Here is a 20,261-nt window from a genome sequence, read left to right on the forward strand (position 1 = left end):
AACCGCACACCACGCGCGCATAGGCGACCTGCACTGTCCCGCACGTCGCGCCTTCGCGCGTCTGCACCTCCAGGGCATCGCGTGATCCGGGTACGGCGGCAGGGACCAAGGTCCCAGGCCTCTGGTCCGAAAGCCTCGGTCCCGCCCTGACGATCGGCTGCCCGCGGACGACAACCGCGGCTAGCGCCGCGGTCAACCCGTACGACGCGGCGCTGTGGCCGGGAACGAGTTCGCGCAGGGCAGTGGAGCCCCCGGCGTGTCGGTGACGATCACCCCTTCTACGAACACCCTCGCCCCGATCCGACATCGCCGCCGGAATCATCGACAGCACCGATCAGTGCGCGCCCACCGGGATACCGGCGATCCGGCCGAGCCGGAGCATTACGTTCATCGTCCCCTCCGCGCACCATGGCCCTCTTCGATGATGCCCGCCGAACGAGTGCGTGGACATGGGCCCGTGGCTGGGCTGCCGGGACAGGCGGTCCGCCGCACGTTCGCAGCTCTGACCGGCGCGCTGCTCGGCCTCGTGCATGACTTTTCGCCGTCACGCGCCGAATGGCACAGCCGGTCGCCCGGCTCGTAACATTCGGCGTGACGCTGTGCCGAACAGGTCAGTTAGCCGTCAGCTTTTGATGTCCCTCCCGCCCCGCTCGGTGGCTGGGTTTTGGGCAGCCAGGAGAGGCCAGCGAGCCAGGCGAGTGTGCCGCGGTACGCGAGCCTCGGCTCGGCGACGGTCGGCTCGTCGGCGAGGCCTGGTTCCATGCGCTCGAACTCGGCGGTGACGGCAGGCGACAGGGCGTCCCGCAACCGGCCTCGGGCCTCCGTCAGCAGCAGTGCTGCGCGGAGGCGGGCTGCTGCGTCGAGGTCCCCGCGGCCGAGTTCGCGTCGGACATCGGTCAGCATCTCGAACAGACGGATGAACAGCACGGGATCGGTGACGTCGGACGTCGCCTGCCTCCGTCCCGTCCGGGTGGCCCCTGTCGTCATTGCGTCCTCCCTGGTCCGCGCTCGTCCTCTGCTGCCACCATTCCGCCGGGCGACGATTGGTGGCAGAGGCGAAAACCGCGGCTCCGCGGTGCCGTTCGGTACACACCGATGGGCACTTGTCCCCTGTTCTCCGCGGCGCCGCCCGGGCTGAGCTGTAACCCCAGGAGGTGACAGCCATGACGATCCTGAACGGCATCGACGACGCCCGGGCCGGGAGTGCTGGCTGGGTTCGCGGTCGGCACCGAAGTCACACTGACCGTAGCCCTTCCGGGCGCGGAGGTGCCGGACCTGGCCCAGTGCAGCGCCCTGCCGCACCTGAGGCCGCTGCTGGCCTGGGAGCAGGAGCATCCGGCCCGGGTGCTGGCGGTGCTTGACCGGACCGGCGCGGACCTTTCCGTGTACGCCGCCGGAAGTGCTGAACCACTCGCGACGGCCGTGACGGGTCCGGACGACGAGATCGAGCGCAACGCACCGGGCGGCTGGTCCCAGGGGCGCTACCAGCACCGTGCCGAGGACTCCTGGGAGCACAACGCTGCCGCGGTCGCCGAGGTTCTCGCCCGGCTGTTGCGGCGCTACGACGCTCACATGCTGCTGCCGGCCGGTGACGTCCGGGCGATGCAATACCTCCAGGAACACCTGCCGACGTGGATCCACGCCGACGTGGCGGTACGCCGGCTGCGGGGCGGCCGCAGCGAGGACGGCCCCGCAGGACGGCTGGCCGAACAGGTCACCGTACAGACACACTGGATCGTCGCGGAGCAGATCGAAGGGCTGCTCGCCGCGTCCGCGTACTGCTGCCCGCCGGCCCGGCAGGACAAGCCCGGGCCCGGTTCGGTTCTGGACCGGCCGACGTCGCGTTGGACCCAGATCCGCTCTAGCGGGCCGGCCTGAAAGCGTACGAGGCCTCCCTCGAGGATGTGGCGATCCGGGCCGCACTGCTGACCGGCGCAGAGGTCCGGCTCGTCCCAGACCGGCCGAACGCGTTCGCCATCGCTGCGCTGTGCCGATTCATCCCCTGAGCACGTCGGCGGTGACCGGTTCCAGCCCAGCGAGCACCACACCCCACGCAGCAACTCCGGCAGGCCCACGGCGCCGGTAGGCGAACGGCCGACCGAACGGCGCACGGTCAGAGCCGTACCTTCCCGAGGTCAGAAGGGCAGGACGCGGCCGGACGGCGTCCGCAGATCGAGCGTCGCCGGCCGGCGCGGGCGCCGCGGCCGCTGGACCATCACCTGACTGCGTCTCATGACCGACCCCTCTCCGCCCCGCAGCCTCGACGATCCCTCGGCCGCTCGATGCCACTCAGCCTGCCGACTCGGATCTGCTCGCGGCCAGGTACACAAGTCCCCAGTCCGCAGGCCGAACCCGCCGCCTCGAAAGGACCTTCGTCCCCGACGAGCTGGACTCCGACCGAGCGCTGGCGTTTCTCGAGCTGGCCTGGCGTGGCGACTCCGGTGATGCGACACCCTCGTCGTACCCAGACTCGACCGGCTCGCTCGTTCGGTCCCTGGTGCCCGCGCGATCGGTCAGGCCGTCGCTGCGACGAACGTGCCCCCCGACAGCGGTCGGGGCGACTACTCCGGCTGATCGTGGCTTGTCCTTCAGCGAAGTCAGGTTCGCTACTTCTGAGGGGGTCAGCCTGGCCGGCTGGTACATCCCGTCGAGGAACCGCGCCGCCGTCGTCCTGGTGCACGGGGCGGGGTCCACCAGATCGAGCGCCCTCGAGCACGCCGTCGTACTGGCACGCCACGGGTACGGCGTGCTCCTCTTCGATGCCCGAGGCCACGGTCGCAGCGACGGCCGCGCCATGGACTTCGGCTGGTACGGCGACCAGGACGTCTCCGCAGCCGTCTCGTTCCTCCAGACCCAGCCGACCGTGAACGACGAACTGATTGCTGCCGTCGGACTGTCCATGGGAGGCGAGGAGGCGATCGGTGCCGCCGCTCACGACGGACGGATCCGTGCTGTCGTCGCCGAGGGTGCGACCAACCGGGTCAGCGCCCACACGGCCTGGCTCTCGGACGAATACGGCTGGCACGGCACTATGCAGGAAGGTCTGGGCTGGCTGACCTATGGCATCACCGACCTCCTCACCGCCGCTGAGCAACCGATCGCACTGCGAGACGCCGTCGCCGCAGCCGCGCCGCGCCCGGTGCTGCTCATCGCCGGCGGCGACAAGCCTGACGAAAGCTACGCAGGCCGCTACATCCAATCCGCCTCCCGCCACAGTCGACCTGTGGATCGTCCCCAACACCGGCCACACCGCCGCGCTCAACAGCCACCCCACGCTGTGGGAACACAACGTCACCATTTTCCTCGCCAACGCCCTCCACCTCGATGAGATCGAGCCCACCCCATGACCGAACAAATCCGATCAGCCGCCTCCAATGAGGACATTCGTCCCACCGGTGAGGGGCGGATGGCTCTGCTGCTGGGGGTACCGGTCCGGTGTGATGGGAACCTACGCAGACAACCGGAGGCGACCCATGATGAGCGAGAAGGAGCGGACCGGCAGCGGTCCCGACGCGACCGGCGGTGACCTGGCCCGACGGGTCCGGCGGCGCCGTGGCGCGCTGGGCCTCAGCCGCGAAGAGGTCGCGACCCGGGCGCGGATGGAGCCGACCTACCTGGATCGCGTTGAGAGCGCGCCAGTCGCGATGACGGCGGGTGCGCTCATCCGGTTGGCCGATGCGCTCGACACCAGCATCACCGATCTCTTGGGGTCGCAGCCGAACCGTCCTCCGGGCCACGGCCGCGCCGCGTTGCACCCGGTCCTGGACGACCTGCGGGAGCAGGAGTGCCGGCAGTTGATCGAGGCCGGTGGCGTCGGACGGGTCGCCTTCGAGCTCGGCGGCCGGCTGAGCGTCGTACCGGTCAACTTCGCGATCCACGATGGCTCAGTGGTCTTCCGTACTGCGCCGACGACCGCGATCGGGCGGTACGGCACCGGCCCGGTGGCCTTCGAGGTCGATCGCATCGACGAAGGCATGCATGAAGGCTGGAGCGTCCTGATCTCCGGAACTGTCAGGCAGGCAGGGCCGGAGGAGTCGGAGAAGCTGCGCGCGACCCTGACTGTCGAGCCCTGGGCCGGCGGAGACCGTGAGGTCTACCTCGTGATCACACCGGAGCAGGTCCATGGACGCCGCATCCGCGCATGGTGAGGCACCGACCGGACTGAGGACCTTCGACTCTGGTGCGTCATCCTGCCGATCGGCGACTCTGGATCCGATGACGACTCAATCAGTGCGGTGGACGTTGTTTGGTGCGTTCGACCGCGTAGACGGCCGCCTCGGTGCGGCGCTCCATGCCCAGCTTGCGGAGCAGGCCGGACACGTAGTTTCTTCACGGTCTTCTCCGCCAGGAACAGGATCTGGGCGATCTGCCGGTTCGTCTTGCCCTCGGCGATCAGGTCGAGGATCATGCGCTCCTGCTCGGTCAGCGACTTGTACCGCGGGTCGTCGTCCTCCTCGGCCGGATGCCGCAGCCGCTCGAGTACGGCGGTCGTCATCGCGGGGTCGAGCAACGACTCCCCCGCCGCCAGCCGCCGTACGGCGCCGACCAGATCGGTGCCGCTCAGCTGCTTCAGCAAGTACCCGGACGCGCCGGCCATGATCGAGGTGAACAGCGCCTCGTCGTCGGAGAACGACGTCAGCATCAGGCAGGCGGGCGGCGCGTCCATCGCCGACCGGATCTCCCGGCAGACGGGGTCGCGGCCCGCCCTGCAGCCACACTAGACCGCAACTTAGCTCTCAAAAGGCACCGATGACTCCCACACCACGCCGGTTCGACCACACCGGGATGCAGATCCTCGACGACACCGAGTCCCTGGAACTGCTCGCCTCCGTGCCGATCGGCCGCCTCGTCTTCACCATGGGCGGACTCCCCGCGGTCCGGCTGGTGAACTTCGCGCTCGACGGGGACACGCTCATCTTCTCGACGACGGACGGCGACAAGTACCGCGCCGCCGAGCGCGGTGACGTCGTCGCCTTCGAGGTGGACGAAGTGGACCTGGACAGACACCTGCGCTGGACCGTGACCGCCATCGGGCACCTCTCGGTGATCGACCCCGAGGACGCTGAGCCGCTCAGGCAAGATCTCATGCTCCGCCCCTGGGCACCGAACCGCGACACCTACCTGATCCGCCTCGCCATCGAGTCCCTGGAAGGCCGCCGCCTGGTCCCCTGGACCCAGCGCCTTCACCACGAAGTTGCTCCGGCACAGACAAGGTGAGCTCCGGTGACCGACCGGGGAGCCACCGCAAGCGAGCCCACTCCACCGTCAAACGGGAGCCGCCGCCAGGAACCAAGTGGACAGGGCCAGGACGATCCACAGATCCGCCTGGCCCCCTCCGTTCATCACCTCGGTGTCCGCGACCACCCCGAGACGCCTGCGACGCAGTAGCTTCGCGGCCGAACGGGCAGCTTGCGGACCTTCGTGACTCGCGTGTCGAAGGTCGCGAAGACCGCCGTCCCGTCGGCGGACTCCATCCGGTCGACGCGCGGCCGGCGGACCGCCGTCGGGTCGATGGCGACCAGGCCGGAATCAGCAGCCAGGTCCGGCCGCTGGTGATGCCGTAGTCGGCCAGCAGCATCAGCAGACTGACCGTCGACAACTGCCGCGCGGCGAGTTCGCCGGTCGCCGGCAGATAGACAAGGTCGCGCCACCGCCACCGCCAGCGCGGGCGCCGAACCAGCCGACCGCCCAAGCACGGCGGAAGGGCTTGATCGACGTGGTATGAGTGGTGCTCCTTCTGCTGGCCGACTTCCTGGCGGAAGGCCTCTACCGCGGTCGGCAGGGGCATGAAGACCCGGTCGATTCCGAGCCGATCGAGGAAGCCGGCGGCAACGAGGTCGTCGCGGAGGTCTGCTTGACCCTGGCCAGGGCGAGGACGATCCCTCGCCCGACGAGCTCTTCGCGCAACGCGTCCAGCGCATCCACCGCGGTGATGTCGATCTCGACGTTCGCCTCGGTGTTCAGCGGCAGCCAGCGGACCAGCTCGGGTGAATTGTCGATCGCTGCCATTGCCCGGCGGCGGAAGTCCTCGGCGTTCGCGAAGAACAGCGGCGAGTCGTACCGATAGACGACCAGCCCCGCCACCGGGTGCGCCTGCGGATAGTCGTCCACGTCGTGCACTCCGGCCGACCCGCCGGAACTCGCCGAGATCCACCAGTCGCAGGGCGGCGACGACCAGCGCGCCGAGTGCTGCGGCCGGGAACGTCGACAGCGACGAGCAGTGTGAGGATCATTGCCGCGAGGGTCACCGGCGAGTACACCTGGCTCTTCGCACCGGCCGCCGCCGCCACAGCCGTCCGGCTGCCGCTGCTGCTGACCGGAAATCCCTGCAGCGCTCCGGCGGAGAGGTTTGCGGTGCCGAGGGCAAGGAGTTCGGCGTCCGCGTCGATGCGCTCCCGATGCTTCGCGGCGAAGGCGCGTCCAGTCAGGACCGTGTCGGTGTAGCCGACGAGCGCCACGCCCAACGCCGGCAGGATGAGCATCCGGAGGTCGCCAAGGTCGACCCCGGGCAGCATCGGGGCCGGCAGTCCTGAGGGAACGGAGCCGACCACGGCAACGCCGTGATCGCCCAGGCCGGTGAGAGCGGTGACCACAGCCGCAAGCGCCATCACCAGCAGCGGTGCGGGAAGTCGTGGTTTCCAGTGCGCCGCTGCCAGCAGGAGCGCGAGAACGACAGCTGACAGGACAACGGTCGGCAGGTGCCAGATGCCGATCTGGCGCGCGGCGTTCAGCAACTCGGCAGGCGGACTGTCCCCTTCGACAGTGGTGCCGGTCATCCGGCCGAGTTGCCCGGCGATCATGATCACCGCGATGCCTGCCATATAGCCGACCAGCACCGGTCTGGACAGGAGGTCAGCGAGGAACCCGAGCCTGATCAGCCAGGCCAGGAGGCAGATGACGCCCACCATCAGCGCCAGCGCCGATGCCAGCACCACGTAGCGCTTCGGATCTCCACCGGCCACCGCGCCGACGGTGCTGGCCGTCATCAATGCCGTCGTGGATTCAGGACCGACGGACAACAGTCGTGAGGACCCCAGCACGACGTACACGGCCAGCGGCCCGAGGACTGCCCACAGACGGGTGACCGCCGGCAGTCCCGCCAGCTGGGCGTAGGCCATTGCCTGCGGCACCAAGTAGGCGGCCACTGTCACGCCGGCGATCACGTCGGCGCGCAGCCAGCTCGGCTGGTAATTCCGCAGGCCGCGGAGGCCAGTCGCGATCATGGCCGGATCAGTACGTCGGTACTACGACGTCGGTGGCAGGGTGGATCTGACGAGCACGCTGATCGCGTTCCTTCGCGGTCACGTGATGCGGCACGATCGCAACCGGGCAAGCCATCGCGGCAACAGCGCGACGCGTGACGGGATCGCCGACCGGCAACAGCCCAGCGCGGGCGCCAAGGACGACCAGGCCGACCTCGGCGCCTTCGTGCACCAGCGCCTCGACCACCGGGCGGGCGGTCAGGAAGCGGGTCACCTTGACCTCGGGGTACTCGTCGGTCCAGCCTGCCAGAGTTTCGGAGACGGTCAGGTCCGCCCGCCGGACCCAGGAGTTCTCGACCCCGGCGCGGTCCGGGTCGTGCCGCGGTGCGTGCTGTGCGTGCACCACGGTCAGGTCGCCCTCGCGGTCCGCGGCGGTCCGGAAGGCGAACTCGACCGCCTCCAGCGACAGCGGTGTCCCATCGATGCCTACGGCAACCCTTCGGTCGATCACGGATGGTTTCCAGGTCAGCGGGACGACGATCACCGGGCAGCCGGTTCGTGCGGTCAGGAAGATGTTGCCCTGCGCGGCGACGAGCCGGTGCGGGCCCCGGGTGCGGCTCCGGCCGACCACGAGAAGACGAGCGTGCCGGGCGATCTGCGGCAGTACCTTCAACCGCGACCCCTCCTCCGACACCGCCGTGACCGCCAGGCCGTAGCCGTAGTGATGCCGCACGTGCGCGACGGCCACCCGAAGACTCGCGTCGGCGAACTCTGCGGGAGGCTTCGGCTGATAGCCCGGCGCCATCGCGTTGAACGAGCTGTGCGCCTGATACGGCGCGGCGATCACCAGCTCAGCGCCGGAACGGATCGCCTCCAGCGCGGCATAGTCCACGACGTGGAGCGCTTCGGCGCTGCCGTCGACCTCGACCACCACCGGTCCGGTCCTCGCCCAAGTACCCATGTCAATCCTCCAGTTCTCTCACCTGGAGCGTCTCGCTCGGCCACGGTGTGGCGTCAGTGCCGTCGGGCAGCGCTCGACAGGACTGATGGCAGCGCTCCGCGGGACGTTCGGCCCACGGAGCGGACGAGCTGGTCACTCTCAGCGAGCGAGCGCGGTTCACAACCGCCACGTCCCGCCCGTACGGTAGGTCGCATGGGTGGGCGAGGTGATCACACCGGGTCATGGGACGAGGGCGCGCTGGAGTTCGCCGGGCTGTCCAGAGTCCGGCTCGACGCCCTCCTGCAGGAGCTCCTCGGCCGAGTCGACGAGATCATGGACTCCCAGGAGCGTCTGCGCGCTCTGCTGGACGCGGTCGTCGGGATCGGCGCCGACCTGGACCTGAACAGCACCCTGGACCGCATCGTCAGAGCCGCCTGCGAACTGGTCGGCGCCCGGTACGGCGCGCTCGGGGTAGTCGGCTCGGACGGCAAGCGGCTCGTTCGCTTCATCACCCACGGCGTCACCGCGGAGGAGATCGCCGCGATCGGGCCCTACCCGGAAGGCCATGGCATCCTCGGCCTGCTGATCGACCAGCCCACGCCCTTGCGGCTGAACGACCTGACCCAGCACCCGCGATCGTTCGGCTTCCCGGCCAACCACCCTCCGATGCGCAGTTTTCTCGGCGTCCCGATCCGTACCCGCGACCATGCCTTCGGCAACCTGTACCTGACCGAGAAGGCGGAGGGCGCCGCTTTCACCGAGGACGACGAGCGCACCGTGGCCGCGCTCGCGACCGCCGCCGGTGTCGTGATCGACAACGCCCGCCTGTACGCCGACACCGAGCGCCGCCGGCGCTGGCACGAGGTGACGACCGAGATCACCCAGCTGATGCTGAGCGACTTCGATCCCCAGCAGGCATTGCACCTCATCGCCTCCCGGGCCCGGGAGGTGTCCTGTTCGATCGTCGGCGCCGTCCTGCTGCTGGACGACGGCGACCTTGTCGTCGAGGTCATCGACGGACCGCCCGCCTTCACGCAGTACCTCGGCCGGCGGGTTCCCGCCGACTGGCCGATCCTGAACGACGTCCTGGGCGGCGACGAGCAGGTGGTGGTCGAGAACCTGGCCCAGCTCGCCAAGGAGACCGGCCAGCTCAGCGAGGTGCCCGAGCTCGAGGAACTGGGCCGCACGATTCTCGCGCCGCTCCCCGCGGGGCCGCGCAGTACGGGCGGGATCCTGATGGTCGCGGCGGCCCAGGGGACCGTGCTGGCCGTGACGGCCGGGACCGACCTGGTCCGGATGTTCGCCAACCAGGCGACGCTGGCTCTGGACCGCGCACAGGCGCAGCGGGATCAATCCGTGCTGGCGGTGCTGGAGGATCGCGACCGGATCGCCAGGGATCTGCACGACCTGGTCATCCAGCGGCTGTTCGCCACCGGTCTGCAGCTGCAGGGCATGCACAGGATGGTCCGGCCGGAGGTGCAGGAACGGATCAGCCGGGCGGTCGAGGACATCGACGCCACCATCCGCGACCTGCGGGCGGCGATCTTCGAGCTGCACCACCAGCCGGACAAGAAGTCCTTCCGGGCGGATGTCCAGGCACTTGTCGAGGAGTACGCCACGGCGTTGGGCGTCCGCCCGGAGCTGATCTGTACCGGTCCGCTCGACACCACCGTGCCGGCGTCCGTTCGATCGCAGATCCTGGCCGCGATCCGGGAATCGCTGTCGAACGTCGTCCGCCACGCTCAGGCCTCAACGGTCAAGGTCGAGGTGCTCGTGACCGGTCAGGACGTCACCGCACGGGTCTCCGACGACGGGATCGGGATCGGCTCGTCGGACCGTCGAAGCGGCCTGCGCAATCTCGAGGAACGCGCCGCCGCACTAGGCGGCGCCGTACGGCTGGAACCCAACCAGCCGCACGGCACCGTGCTGGAGTTACGCGCGCCCCTCAACGCGCCCTCCAGCTGATCAGGTATCAACCGTCGGCACGTGGACCACGGCGACCGGGCAGATCGCGTGCTGCACGACCCCTCGGCCGACGCACCCGAGCAGCGCCGCGGTGAGAGGGCGCCGGCGGTGCCCGCAGACGACGACGAGCTGGGCATCCGCCGACTTCGCGGCCGCGAGGATGCCATCGACGGGATGATCGCGCCTGACGTCCACCTCGATCTCCAGCTCCGGATACTTGCGCCGCCACTGGTCCGCGATTGCCTCGCAGTGCTGCTGTGCGGTCTGGTTCCATTCGTCGCTGATACCTGCGACGTTCATCGGGTCCCAGCTATATAGACGGACGGCAGGTCCCAGACGTCGACCATTCGCACCGGGGCGTGCCGTTCGGTCGCTGCGGTCGCCGCGAACTCGATCGCCGCCACCGACTCCCCCGAGTCGTCCAGTGCGACGACGACCGGCCCCGAGTGGTCGCCGGGCTTCCATTCCTCCGGCACGAGGACCACCGGTACGGTGGCTCGGTTGGCCACCGCCTCCGAGGTCGAGCCGATCAGCAGCCGCTTGAACTTGCCCACTCCCCGTCGGCCGACGACCAGCAGCTCGCCCTTGGCGGCCAACTCCACCAAGGTCATGGCCGGTGGGCCGACTACCAGGTCGGCGGTGTGAGCCAGCAAGTCGTCCCGGCTCTTCAGCTTCTGCTGGACCTCTTGAACCAGGTCCATGGAGGCGTCGTCGATGACGGTGGGCTGCCAGTACGGCGAGTGCCTCAGCTTCTCCTCGATCACGTGCACCGCTCGGAGCGGGACCCTGCGGAACAGAGATTCCTGCAAGGCCCACTCCAGCGCACCCGTGTCACGCCAGGAGTCGTCGACGCCTACGTGGATGACGGGTTCTCTGGCCATGGTGTCACCGCAGCCAGGGGTACCGACGGACGATGGACAGCCGCGACCACTGCTGACCGAATCCCCAGACGTTGCCAGCAGCAACGAGTGCGAGAGTGATCAGGGTGATGGCGCCGATGATGTGGTCGTCGAGCACCGGGTTGTTCTCCGGAGGCAGGACGGCACTCCACATCATCAGGTAGAGCACGGTGCCGGAGACGGCCGCGATGCGCATCCCGATCCCGAAGGTGAGGGCGAGGCCGATGCCGACCAGCGCGATCATGAACAGCGGGGTGACCCAGAAATCGCCGACCAGGGAGTGGTAGAAGTCCTCGAACGGGCCGGCTGCTCCCTTGCCGAGGAATCCTGCCGTCGGGTCGCCGCCATCGATCCAGCCCTTACCCGACGGGGTCGCGTAACCGAGGCCGAACACCTTGTCCACGAAGGCCCACAGGAACGTCAGGCCGTATGCGATCCGGAGCACCGCCAGCGCACGACCCGCGGCCGTGCTGATCCGCGGCAGCTGATCGCCGCCAGGCTCCATCACAGGTGCGGGAACGTTGCGCCGGTGCGGTGTGGTGGTCATGGTCTTTCCTTTCGTTTGAGGTGTCACCTTGATGCTGGTGCCGCGAGATAGGCGACCGGCAGAGCCTGTGGTCACCAGCGGAGGTGCCGAACGGCCCCTGTGATCGCGACCGTTGCCTGCTGTGGGCCAGGGCGGGTCCGGCCAGGCTGGGAGTGCGGCAGCAGTTGCCGCCCTGGCAGGTCGAGGAGGCCCCCATGAACGACGACCAGCTGTCCATGGAAGAGATCGACGTACTGCTCAGAGCCGCGGTCGCGGCGCCGAGCATGCACAACACGCAGCCGTGGCGCTTCGAGGTGAACGGTCACGTGATCGACGTGTTCCTGGACGGCTCCCGTTCGCTGCCGGCCGAGGATCCCACCGGCCGGGCGATGCGGATCGCTGCCGGTGCCGCGACGTTCAACCTGCGCTGCGCCGCCGCGTCGATGGGCTACTCCAGCTGGTTCGGCCTCGCACCGGATCGGTACGACCCCGACCTGGTGGCGCGCGTCGTAATCGCGCCGACCGACGAGCCGGACAAGGAACTGACGGCTCTGTCGACTCAGATCCCTCGCCGGCACACCAGCCGCGAGCCGCTCCGGCCCGTGCAGCTGACCAACGACGACCAGGTCGCCTTGAGCCGGGCAGCGATGGCAGAGGGAGCCGAGCTCAGCTGGCTGCCCGCGCCCGGGGATCAAGGCCGTCCTGGATCTGCTGCTCGACACCGACCTCCGCGAGATCGGAGACTGGCACCGCCGCGCCGAACGCGCCCACTGGGTAGGCGGCGATCGAACGACGGACGGCGTACCGAGCTCTGTGCTCGGGCCCAGGTCCAGCAGCTATCCATCGCCGGTACGCGATCTGGGCACCCGGCCAGCGGATCAGACCCGGCCCAGTACCAGCTTCGAGACCGAACCGGCGCTGGCCGTGCTGTCCACCGGTGGAGACACCCGGGCTGACCAGGTCGCCGCCGGCATCGCGCTCGAACGGGTTCTGCTGACCGCGACCCGCGATGACCTGAAGGCCTCCTTCCTGAACCAGCCGCTCGAGTTCGACGATCTCCGCCGGACCGTTCAGCAGACCACCGGCAAGCCGGGTTTCGCCCAGATGGTGATCCGCTTCGGACACAGCACGGTGACCGCCACGACGCCGCGGCGCCCGGTCGAAGCCGTTGTTCACACCCGTACCGAGGAGCTCTGATGACCGACATCCGTGTCCTGCAGGCAGAGATCGCGCGCTGGGAGAAGGATCTTGCCGCCCTCGAGGAAGAGCGCACGGCCGAAGGGTGGACCGAACCGGAGACGCTGCTCTTCATCGTGCAGCGCACGATCGGGACCTATCGCCGCCAGGTTCTCCCCCGGATCACCGCCGAGCGTGCCCTGATGCTGCCCGCCTTGCCGGACAGCCGGGCGGCCGAGGCGTTGACCGAATACAGCGCGATCGTCGCCGACGAGATCAATCAGCTCGTCGACCGGCTCGATGAGCTCAGACGGGAGCTGGTCCGCTCCGGCCAGACCGCTCAGCTCCAGCTCCAGGCAACGGAGACGCTTGCGGGCCTGCGAGCACTGGGCCGGGTGGTCCTTCGCTTCGGCCAGGAGGTCGAGATCCCGAGCCTGACGGCACGGCTGACGCCCGAGCAGTCCGATCAGCTGACCACGGCCGTCCACGCGTACGAGAAGGATCTTCGATGACGGGCGCGGTGCTCACCTTCCTCGGAGCGGCGGGCACGGTGACCGGTAGCAAGTTCCTGTACGAGGAAGAGGGCCAGCGCTATCTCGCCGACTGTGGGATGTTCCAGGGCGAGGCGGTCTGGCGCCGCCGCAACTGGGACGACTTCCCGATCGCACCCGACACCCTCCGGGCCGTCGTCCTGACGCACGCCCATCTGGACCACTGCGGCTACCTGCCGGCCCTGGTCCGGCAGGGTTTCCGGGGTCCGGTGATCTGCTCGGAGTCCACCGCGGCCGTAGCCGCGATCGTGCTCCGCGACGCGGCCCACCTCCAGGAGGAAGACGCGGTGCACGCCCGGGCCGGCGGCTACTCCCGCCACGATCCGCCTCTCCCGTTGTTCGACACCGCGGACGCCGAACGAGCGATCGCCCTGTTCCGCCCGGCGGCCACCGACGAGCGCACCCATCTCCCCGCTGGGGCCACGGTGTCCCTGCACCGCGCAGGCCACATCCTCGGCTCGACCTTCGCCGTCCTCGAACGGCACGGGCACCGCCTGCTGATCAGCGGCGACCTCGGCCGTCAAACGCACCCGCTGCTGCTGCCACCGGTTGCCCCACCGGCGGTGGACACGATCGTGATCGAGTCCACCTACGGCAACCGCAAGCACGCGCCGCTGGATCGCGAACGCCTCGGCCGCCTCATCACGGCCACCGCGCACAGAGACGGAGTGACCCTGATCCCCGCCTTCGCGGTCGACCGCACCGCCATCGTCCTGCACACTCTCGCCGGTCTCGCCCGTGACGGCTTGATCCCGAGAATGCCCGTGTACGTCGACAGCCCGATGGCGCCGGCCGCCCTGGACGTCTACCGCATCGCGATCGAGGAGAAGTCGCCCGAACTGCGAGCCGACCTGATCAGTGACGGCGACCCGTTCGACCCCGGCGACCTGCGGCTGGTCCACAGTGCCGAGGAATCGCAACGGATCAACAACCCGGGTCATCCGTGCATCATCGTCTCCGCCTCCGGCATGGCGACCGGCGGGCGAGTGCTCCATCACCTGCGGCATCAGCTTCCCGACCCGCGCAACACGGTCCTGCTCACCGGTTTCCAGGTGCCCGGCACCCGCGGGCGCAGTCTGCTCGACGGCGCCAGATCGGTGAAGATCCACGGTCGCTATGTCCCTGTCCGGGCCCATGTCCTGGACCTGCCCGAGTTCTCCGCCCATGCGGACTCCGACGAGCTGATCAGCTGGCTCGCCTCCGCTCCGGAGCCGCCCGAAACCGTGTACGTCGTTCATGGCGAACCCGATGCCAGGCAGACCCTGGTCGAACGCATCAGCATCGAGCTCGACTGGCTCGCAGTCGCGCCACAGCACCTGGAAAGAGTCCGATTATGGTAGATCATCGCGAACCTCTGCTCACCGCGGACGAGGTCGGCATCCTGGTCAGTTCCGCCGCCACCGCGCCATCGATGCACAACACCCAGCCATGGCGTTTCGAGGTCAGCGGCCGGACGGTCGACGTGATCCTCGACGAGGAGCGCTCGCTGCCAGCCGAGGACCGGGCCGGCCGGATGATCCTGATCGGGCTCGGCGCAGCCACCTTCAACCTGCGGGTGGCAGCGGCGATGCTTGGCCACGAGACCACCTTCGCCACCTATCCCGATCCCGATCGGCCGGAGATCGTCGCCCGGGTGTTCCTGGGTGGACGGCAGTCGCCCGCACCACCGCTGGGCGCTCTGTACGGCGAGCTGCGGCGTCGGCACACCTACCGCGGACCGATGCTCGCAATCGACGTCTCGGCTCGGGTCCTGTCGCTGATCAGTAGTTCGGCACGGGCCGAGGGCGCCGACCTGTGCTGGCTGGACCGCAACTCCAGCAGGGATCTGGTACGGATCCTGCGGGAGGCCGACGAGCTGGACCTGCACGACGAGGACAGGCTGATCGAGCGAGGCCGCTGGATCGGCGGCGACCGTTCGGAGGACGGGGTGCCCGAGCATGCACTCGGGCCGCTTCCCGCCCGGCCGGCGGCGTTCCGCAACCTCTCGGCGGGCTTCGACGACCAGTCCCGCAGCGCCGGAGTCTTCGAGGTCGAGCCGAGGATCGCGGTCCTCTGCACCGGGGAGGACCGTGGTTCCGAGTGGCTCCGCGCGGGGATGGCGCTGCAACACGCGCTCCTGACGGCAACGTCGTACGGCCTGGCCGCGTCGTTCCTCAACCAGGTGCTGGAGTACGTCGACCTCAGGTCGCGCGTTCGGGACCTGGTCGACCGCACAGTCCGGCCACAGATGGTCATCCGTATCGGCTATCCCGCCATGACATCCGGGACTACCCCTCGCAGACCCTGGCAGCAGACCTTGGCGGACTGGAAGTGACACATACGAACGCGGGAACACCTTCCAGCCTCCGTCTGTTTCACTGGTCGCGGCGGGTCCAGTCGGGGGCGACCTGCTCCCACTCGCCGGCCCACTCGCGAAGCCGGCGTCGGTCCAGGGGGCGGCGAACCGCGAGGGTCAGCAGCCAGAGCAGGAGCCACGAGCCCAGCACCGTGCCGAGCCCCACCCCGCCACCGAGGGCGGCGCTCTCACCGGCCGATGCCGGAGGCTTCACGACCTGTCCGGACCGGTCCAGCCAGATCGTCACCTCCGAGTTGGCCATCGTCCCGAGATAGACCTTAGTCCGGCTCTCGCGGACCATGCCCGCCGGATCCTGCCAGACGACGCCGACGGGCCAGGTCAGCTGGCCGGGCACGTCGCCGATTCCGGTCGGAGCGTCCTCGATCGTCCTGGCCTGGACAGCCTGAAGCGAGCTGCGCTGCTGGGCGGCGTGGTTCTCCCCCGCCTTCCGGACCGACGTACCGACTGCTGCGCCGACCGGGATCGTCAGCAGGCACGCGACCAGGGCGAGCAGGACGAATCCCGCCTCGAGCCGGTCCACCGGACGCCGCAGCGGGTTGCGGCCGAGTCCGAGGCGACGCGCGTGCATCAGCACCCACAGCTCACCCGACCGCTGCTGAACGCTTCTCATCTCTGCCCCCTCTGGTTCGGATCGAGGAACGACCGGCCCGCCGGGAAGCGGGCTTCCGTCTTGATGACGGCGGATCTCGTGGCCTCGGCCACTGTCTGGTGTCCCGTTCCCGGCGAGCCGGTCGGCTCTCCTGTGCTTCCAGCATCGACGCCGGACCACCGGCTGTTCAGAGTCGAAGGTCCCGAACCGGTAGGACAGTGGACCGAGAGCCTCCAGGCCCTGCATGAGGTGACCTTGGCCGTGGAGCGGTTCCGCGACGGCCACCAGAGTCGAAGCATGAGTAACACCCCGATGCCTGGACCGGTGATGCCTCGGCCTTCACCGGCCCCACCCTGTCCGGCGACGAGCTGAGATTCGCGCCACGGTGGCCGATCGGACTGCGCAGGATACGAATGAATGCGGTACCGCGGGCATCACCTCACCATGCGGGTCTCCGCCGACGGCCTCGCCGTCGCCGGCCGCGCCGAGTCGGTCAGGGTGCGCTGCCACGGCACGACGAAATCTCTCGCCGCCGGGCGAACCGTCGAGTGGCCGGCACGCTGAGGCCTGAAGGGCCTGCCACGACGGGACCAACAGCCCTGCCCTGCGTGGCGGAGTGGAGACAGAGTCGGGGCAGATCATCCAGCTCCGAGGAGGAACCATGTCGTCACAGACCGCCCCGGTAGTCGTCGGGTACGACGGCTCGCAGGCAAGCACCGCAGCGTTGCGCTGGGCCACGGCCGAAGCCGTTCGCCGGCATGCGCCGCTGCGTATCGTCGAGGTTTTCGAGCTGGAGATCGTGAGCCGCCCCTCGCCCGGAAAGGTCGTGCCACTGGCAGCGCTCCGGACCGTTCGTGAGCGTGGACTCGAAGCCTTGGCAGACGGCATCCGGCTGCAGTACCCCCGACTCGACGTACAGACCCTGCTGCTCGAGGGCACTCCCGCCGCGTCACTGATCGAGGAGACGGCGCAGGCACGGTTGGTCGTGCTGGGCTCCCGCGGCCTCGGCGGATTCAGCGGGGCCGTCATCGGTTCGGTCGCCGTCCAGGTCAGCGCGCACGCGCACAGCCCGGTCGTGGTGGTGCCCGCGGACCAACGGCCGAGCCCGCACACCACCCCCACTGTGGTCCTCGGCGTCGACGGCTCGAAGGTGTCCGCGCGGGCGACCGACTTCGCCTTCGAGCAGGCCGAGGCGATCGGCGCCCGGTTGATCGTGGTGCACGCCTGGCGCAGCCCGCTCTCGACCTACGAGCACGGCAAGGGCGAGCTCGTGTTCGACGAGGCCGAAGTGCAGAAGGCGGCCGAGGTCCTCGTCGCCGAAGCACTCGCGGGGCCGCTCGCGGACCATCCGGACACCGAGGTCGACGTCCGGCTCATCCCGGGCCAGCCGCCCGGGCGATCCTGCAGGCTGCCGAAGGCGCGGACCTGGTAGTGGTGGGCTCACGCGGTCGGGGCGGTTTCACCGGCCTGCTGCTGGGCTCGACTAGCCAGCACGTCCTGCACCACGCCCACCGCCCTGTTGCCATCGTCCGCTGACCGATCCGCTGCGCTGCACCGCTCAGGCAACAAGCCGGCGGTGCAGCCGGGCAGGAGTGGGGACCTTCGGCTCTGCTGGGAGACGAACCGAGCATGTGTGCTGGAACCGTCCGGCAGAGGAGACGAACTCATGCACACCGCCCTGATCGAGACCCGGACTCTCGCGCCACAACCCGCCGCGGTCCGGCGGGCAGTCCTCGAATCCACCAAGCTGACCGACTGGCTGCCCGTCGCCCTGGTCGAGATCGCCGAGGCCCTCCGCCTCCGCAGGGACGTACCGAACGGATTCCCCTTCGCCCGGTACAAGACGATGCCCGACGGGGTGATCGCGGTCGAAGCGGGTTTCCCGATGCCGATGCCGATGCCGGTGCCGACCGACGGCCTCGTGCAGGCTTCCAGCCGCCCGCCGGGCCTGTCGCGGTAACGATGTACCTCGGCCCCTACGACACGATCGGCACCGCCCATGACCTGGTCCGCGACTGGCTCCGCCGCCGCGGCGCCTGCGGACACCGGCGGCTGGGAGGTCTACCACCACCCGCCGACCGGCGACCCCGACAACTGGCGCACGGAGATCGTGCAGCCCTATCGGCTGACTACCCCAGCAATACGTCGCTGATCGGGCGGCGTGGCGTCGGTGGGACCGGCGGGCCGTACCCGAAGCGAATGACAGATTGCGGGCGCGTCCAGCTGCCCAGCGGATCGTGGACGAGCCAGCGCAAGGTGTCGTGCTCGATGGCCTGGTTGAGCAGCGAGGTCGACAGCCCGTTCGCCGTTGCCTCCAGCAACACTCGCTGCATCGCCTGACCGGCTCGCAACCACTCCGCCGGACCATCGCGGCGAGTCGCCAGGATGGCCAGCTGCGGCTCCTGCTCGAACGTCGCCATCGGCCGGCCCGAGTCGGCCGGCATCGCTGCCATGTCCCTGGCCGGCGAGTCCGGCGACGTGGCCCGCGGGCCCAGGGCGGTGGACGGGATCCCGTCCGCCGTCCGGTCGCCACCCACCCACAGCCTGCGTTCCTCGGAACGAGCGGCGTTCCGATCGTCCTCGAGATCCGCGTCGTTCGTGGCCAGGTACAACCATTTCAGCCTGGCGCGGTCGCCGATCCACTGCAGTTCGGTCCCTTCGAGCCTCGAGCTGACGTCGAGCAGTCGCCGCACCTCGTCCGGTACTCGCCGATCCTGGTACGGCTGCCGGTTCGTCCGCCGCACCTGCAAGTACGGCGCCAACCGGTAGAGCTCCTCGGTCTCTGCCCCTGCCCCGACGAGCTCGACCTCCGCGACCAGATCCGGTCGCGCGCGATCAAGCACGCTGCGGACCTGGCTGCCGTAAGCCAGGTGGGCCGCCTCGACCCGGAGGTTGAAGACGGCCGCCCCCAGGGACACGTGGAGCATCCGGCGATCCGGATCCTCCGCGGGCAGCTCACGCGCACGGTCGCGATGGACCTCGATCACGCAGCCGTCGAAGCGGAACCTCCACGGCTGCGTGTTGTGCATCGACGGCGCCGCGACGGCTGCAGCGCCGACTCGTTGCTCACGTTGTCCGGCAGCTTGTAGACAGACCGGTCGGCGAACGGCACCCGGACCTGCTCGGCCTGGGTTCCGTCGATCAGGTGCCCGAGGATCCAGCCACCGCCGCCGAGGCACTGACCGTACCGGCCCTGCCGGCAGTACTCGCACCGGCCGCAGGAGGTGATGCAGGAGATCAGCACCCGGTCGCCGGACGTGACGCCACGGACGCTGTCACCGACCTCGGTGATGGTACCGACGGCCTCGTGGCCGAGGATCCGGCCGTGGTCGACGGTCGGTACGTCGCCCTTCAGGATGTGCAGGTCGGTGCCGCAGATGGTGACGGCATCGACGCGCACGATGACGTCCTCCGGGTCCTGGATCACCGGGTCGGGCATCTCTCGCCAGCTCCGCTGTCCGGGTCCGTTGTAGACAAGCGCTTTTATGGTCGGTCGACCTCCATTGCTCGGAGTTCTCTGTCCCCTCGACACTCCGCTCTCCGGCGAGTGGCGGGCAGGGCAGAAGCTCCCCTCGTGGGCGGGACCTTCGTCGGGTCCTCAGGAGGCGTTGAACCCTGGCGAGGCCATCGGGCCGGCGCTGGACTGGAGTGAGAGCACTGCCCTGACGAGAGGTTCTGCCATGTGTGCACATCACCGCCCGACGATCGTGGTCGGCATCGACGGATCCCGGGACGGTCTGCTCGCTCTCGACTGGGCGGTCGAGCTCGCCGCCCGCCGCCGCTGGGCAGTGCGAGCGATCTATGTCCTCGCCGAGACGCGCCAGGCTCAGCCGCTGCCCGCGGCGGCCGGGATGGATGACGGCACCGAGGTGCTCGAGGACGCAGCCGACGAGCTCGAACGACTGGGCTTCACCGACGCGACACTGGATCTCCGCCTCGGCCATCCCGCGGAGATCCTGCTAGCGGCGGCCACTGATGCCGCACTCCTGGTGACCGGCCGGCGCGGCGCCGGCGGGTTCGATGAGCTGGTCGTCGGCTCCGTCTCGCAGGTCTGTGC

Annotated in this window: 25 protein-coding genes and 1 pseudogene; 15 read left to right on the top strand and 11 right to left on the bottom strand. The window is 69.3% G+C overall.

The features are described 5' to 3' along the window. Nucleotides 1–615 precede the first annotated feature (615 nt). A complete protein-coding gene (locus EV644_RS39390; RefSeq protein ID WP_132196010.1) occupies nucleotides 616–987 on the bottom strand; it encodes a proteasome activator in 372 nt (123 codons plus the stop codon). Between the two features lie 216 nt (nucleotides 988–1,203). Here EV644_RS39390 and EV644_RS39395 point away from each other — a divergent pair, with 216 nt between their 5' ends. The 3 genes from EV644_RS39395 to EV644_RS39405 all read left to right on the top strand — a co-directional run bounded on the left by EV644_RS39395 (nucleotide 1,204) and on the right by EV644_RS39405 (nucleotide 4,148). Beyond that, the gene (locus tag EV644_RS39395; protein WP_132196012.1) at nucleotides 1,204–1,878 is read left to right on the top strand and encodes a baeRF2 domain-containing protein; all 675 of its coding nucleotides are present in this window, start codon (nucleotides 1,204–1,206) and stop codon (nucleotides 1,876–1,878) included. A gap of 703 nt (nucleotides 1,879–2,581) precedes the next feature. Then, nucleotides 2,582–3,328 carry an alpha/beta hydrolase gene (locus EV644_RS44930; protein ID WP_158293071.1) on the top strand — a complete coding sequence of 249 codons (747 nt, stop codon included), beginning with the start codon at nucleotides 2,582–2,584 and terminating at the stop codon, nucleotides 3,326–3,328. Between the two features lie 145 nt (nucleotides 3,329–3,473). Beyond that, nucleotides 3,474–4,148 (top strand): helix-turn-helix domain-containing protein, encoded by a 675-nt coding sequence (locus EV644_RS39405; protein WP_199240280.1) that lies wholly within the window; start codon nucleotides 3,474–3,476, stop codon nucleotides 4,146–4,148. Here the strand turns inward: EV644_RS39405 and EV644_RS39410 are convergent. Continuing rightward, complete coding sequence (locus EV644_RS39410) at nucleotides 4,094–4,666, bottom strand: LuxR C-terminal-related transcriptional regulator (RefSeq protein ID WP_241999350.1); 573 nt, start codon at nucleotides 4,664–4,666, stop codon at nucleotides 4,094–4,096. The genes EV644_RS39405 and EV644_RS39410 overlap by 55 nt on opposite strands. An 83-nt stretch (nucleotides 4,667–4,749) precedes the next feature. Between EV644_RS39410 and EV644_RS46915 the strand changes: the two genes are divergently transcribed. After that, nucleotides 4,750–5,217, top strand: a complete 468-nt coding sequence (locus EV644_RS46915; protein WP_132196014.1) for a pyridoxamine 5'-phosphate oxidase family protein — start codon at nucleotides 4,750–4,752, stop codon at nucleotides 5,215–5,217. A gap of 549 nt (nucleotides 5,218–5,766) precedes the next feature. On the opposite strand, the gene EV644_RS46920 is transcribed toward EV644_RS46915, so the two are convergent. From EV644_RS46920 to EV644_RS39425, 3 genes are read right to left on the bottom strand one after another with little or no spacing between them, the layout of a single operon-like run. Next, nucleotides 5,767–6,075, bottom strand: coding sequence for a sodium-independent anion transporter (locus EV644_RS46920; protein ID WP_241999354.1), 309 nt, complete (start codon nucleotides 6,073–6,075; stop codon nucleotides 5,767–5,769). Beyond that, nucleotides 5,961–7,223, bottom strand: a complete 1,263-nt coding sequence (locus tag EV644_RS46925; RefSeq protein WP_241999351.1) for a SulP family inorganic anion transporter — start codon at nucleotides 7,221–7,223, stop codon at nucleotides 5,961–5,963. The genes EV644_RS46920 and EV644_RS46925 overlap by 115 nt, the downstream gene beginning before the upstream one ends. Nucleotides 7,224–7,230: 7 nt before the next feature. Then, nucleotides 7,231–8,163 (bottom strand): universal stress protein, encoded by a 933-nt coding sequence (locus EV644_RS39425; RefSeq protein ID WP_132196016.1) that lies wholly within the window; start codon nucleotides 8,161–8,163, stop codon nucleotides 7,231–7,233. A 192-nt stretch (nucleotides 8,164–8,355) separates the two neighbouring features. Between EV644_RS39425 and EV644_RS39430 the strand changes: the two genes are divergently transcribed. Continuing rightward, nucleotides 8,356–10,107 carry a GAF domain-containing sensor histidine kinase gene (locus EV644_RS39430; protein ID WP_132196018.1) on the top strand — a complete coding sequence of 584 codons (1,752 nt, stop codon included), beginning with the start codon at nucleotides 8,356–8,358 and terminating at the stop codon, nucleotides 10,105–10,107. On the opposite strand, the gene EV644_RS44935 is transcribed toward EV644_RS39430, so the two are convergent. Genes EV644_RS44935 through EV644_RS39445 form a run of 3 tightly spaced genes read right to left on the bottom strand, consistent with a single transcriptional unit; the run spans nucleotide 10,108 to nucleotide 11,553 of the window. After that, nucleotides 10,108–10,407 (bottom strand): universal stress protein, encoded by a 300-nt coding sequence (locus tag EV644_RS44935; RefSeq protein WP_158293072.1) that lies wholly within the window; start codon nucleotides 10,405–10,407, stop codon nucleotides 10,108–10,110. Then, the gene (locus EV644_RS39440) at nucleotides 10,404–10,988 is read right to left on the bottom strand and encodes a universal stress protein (protein WP_132196022.1); all 585 of its coding nucleotides are present in this window, start codon (nucleotides 10,986–10,988) and stop codon (nucleotides 10,404–10,406) included. Before EV644_RS39440 ends, EV644_RS44935 begins: the two co-directional genes overlap by 4 nt. A gap of 4 nt (nucleotides 10,989–10,992) precedes the next feature. After that, on the bottom strand, nucleotides 10,993–11,553 hold the full coding sequence (locus EV644_RS39445) for a hypothetical protein (protein ID WP_241999352.1): 561 nt from the start codon (nucleotides 11,551–11,553) through the stop codon (nucleotides 10,993–10,995). A gap of 194 nt (nucleotides 11,554–11,747) precedes the next feature. Here EV644_RS39445 and EV644_RS44940 point away from each other — a divergent pair, with 194 nt between their 5' ends. Genes EV644_RS44940 through EV644_RS39465 form a run of 5 tightly spaced genes read left to right on the top strand, consistent with a single transcriptional unit; the run spans nucleotide 11,748 to nucleotide 15,573 of the window. Next, a complete protein-coding gene (locus EV644_RS44940; RefSeq protein ID WP_158293073.1) occupies nucleotides 11,748–12,488 on the top strand; it encodes a nitroreductase family protein in 741 nt (246 codons plus the stop codon). Next, the gene (locus tag EV644_RS44945; protein WP_158293074.1) at nucleotides 12,457–12,729 is read left to right on the top strand and encodes a hypothetical protein; all 273 of its coding nucleotides are present in this window, start codon (nucleotides 12,457–12,459) and stop codon (nucleotides 12,727–12,729) included. The genes EV644_RS44940 and EV644_RS44945 overlap by 32 nt, the downstream gene beginning before the upstream one ends. Continuing rightward, complete coding sequence (locus tag EV644_RS39455; RefSeq protein WP_132196026.1) at nucleotides 12,729–13,220, top strand: hypothetical protein; 492 nt, start codon at nucleotides 12,729–12,731, stop codon at nucleotides 13,218–13,220. The genes EV644_RS44945 and EV644_RS39455 overlap by 1 nt, the downstream gene beginning before the upstream one ends. After that, nucleotides 13,217–14,599 (top strand): MBL fold metallo-hydrolase RNA specificity domain-containing protein, encoded by a 1,383-nt coding sequence (locus EV644_RS39460; RefSeq protein ID WP_132196028.1) that lies wholly within the window; start codon nucleotides 13,217–13,219, stop codon nucleotides 14,597–14,599. Before EV644_RS39455 ends, EV644_RS39460 begins: the two co-directional genes overlap by 4 nt. Then, nucleotides 14,593–15,573 (top strand): Acg family FMN-binding oxidoreductase, encoded by a 981-nt coding sequence (locus tag EV644_RS39465; protein ID WP_132196029.1) that lies wholly within the window; start codon nucleotides 14,593–14,595, stop codon nucleotides 15,571–15,573. Before EV644_RS39460 ends, EV644_RS39465 begins: the two co-directional genes overlap by 7 nt. Nucleotides 15,574–15,613: 40 nt before the next feature. On the opposite strand, the gene EV644_RS39470 is transcribed toward EV644_RS39465, so the two are convergent. Continuing rightward, on the bottom strand, nucleotides 15,614–16,225 hold the full coding sequence (locus EV644_RS39470) for an Rv1733c family protein (protein WP_132196031.1): 612 nt from the start codon (nucleotides 16,223–16,225) through the stop codon (nucleotides 15,614–15,616). A 396-nt stretch (nucleotides 16,226–16,621) separates the two neighbouring features. Between EV644_RS39470 and EV644_RS39475 the strand changes: the two genes are divergently transcribed. The 4 genes and pseudogenes from EV644_RS39475 to EV644_RS44950 all read left to right on the top strand — a co-directional run bounded on the left by EV644_RS39475 (nucleotide 16,622) and on the right by EV644_RS44950 (nucleotide 18,356). Next, a complete protein-coding gene (locus EV644_RS39475; RefSeq protein ID WP_132196033.1) occupies nucleotides 16,622–16,768 on the top strand; it encodes a hypothetical protein in 147 nt (48 codons plus the stop codon). Between the two features lie 97 nt (nucleotides 16,769–16,865). Further along, nucleotides 16,866–17,740, top strand: a pseudogene (locus EV644_RS39480) (universal stress protein). Nucleotides 17,741–17,870: 130 nt separating this feature from the next. Further along, the gene (locus EV644_RS39490; RefSeq protein WP_132196037.1) at nucleotides 17,871–18,164 is read left to right on the top strand and encodes a GyrI-like domain-containing protein; all 294 of its coding nucleotides are present in this window, start codon (nucleotides 17,871–17,873) and stop codon (nucleotides 18,162–18,164) included. 39 nt (nucleotides 18,165–18,203) lie between these two features. Continuing rightward, the gene (locus tag EV644_RS44950; RefSeq protein WP_158293075.1) at nucleotides 18,204–18,356 is read left to right on the top strand and encodes a hypothetical protein; all 153 of its coding nucleotides are present in this window, start codon (nucleotides 18,204–18,206) and stop codon (nucleotides 18,354–18,356) included. Here the strand turns inward: EV644_RS44950 and EV644_RS39495 are convergent. Next, nucleotides 18,334–19,233: an Acg family FMN-binding oxidoreductase gene (locus EV644_RS39495; protein ID WP_132196039.1), complete on the bottom strand. Its 900-nt coding sequence runs from the start codon at nucleotides 19,231–19,233 to the stop codon at nucleotides 18,334–18,336. The two genes, EV644_RS44950 and EV644_RS39495, sit on opposite strands and share 23 nt — an antisense overlap. Beyond that, nucleotides 19,188–19,643, bottom strand: a complete 456-nt coding sequence (locus EV644_RS39500) for an alcohol dehydrogenase catalytic domain-containing protein (RefSeq protein WP_199240281.1) — start codon at nucleotides 19,641–19,643, stop codon at nucleotides 19,188–19,190. Before EV644_RS39500 ends, EV644_RS39495 begins: the two co-directional genes overlap by 46 nt. 241 nt (nucleotides 19,644–19,884) lie before the next feature. Between EV644_RS39500 and EV644_RS39505 the strand changes: the two genes are divergently transcribed. Next, a partial coding sequence (locus tag EV644_RS39505; RefSeq protein ID WP_158293076.1) for a universal stress protein occupies nucleotides 19,885–20,261 on the top strand: 377 nt, incomplete at its 3' end.

This window comes from Kribbella orskensis, from assembly GCF_004342085.1.
GTDB lineage: Bacteria > Actinomycetota > Actinomycetes > Propionibacteriales > Kribbellaceae > Kribbella > Kribbella orskensis.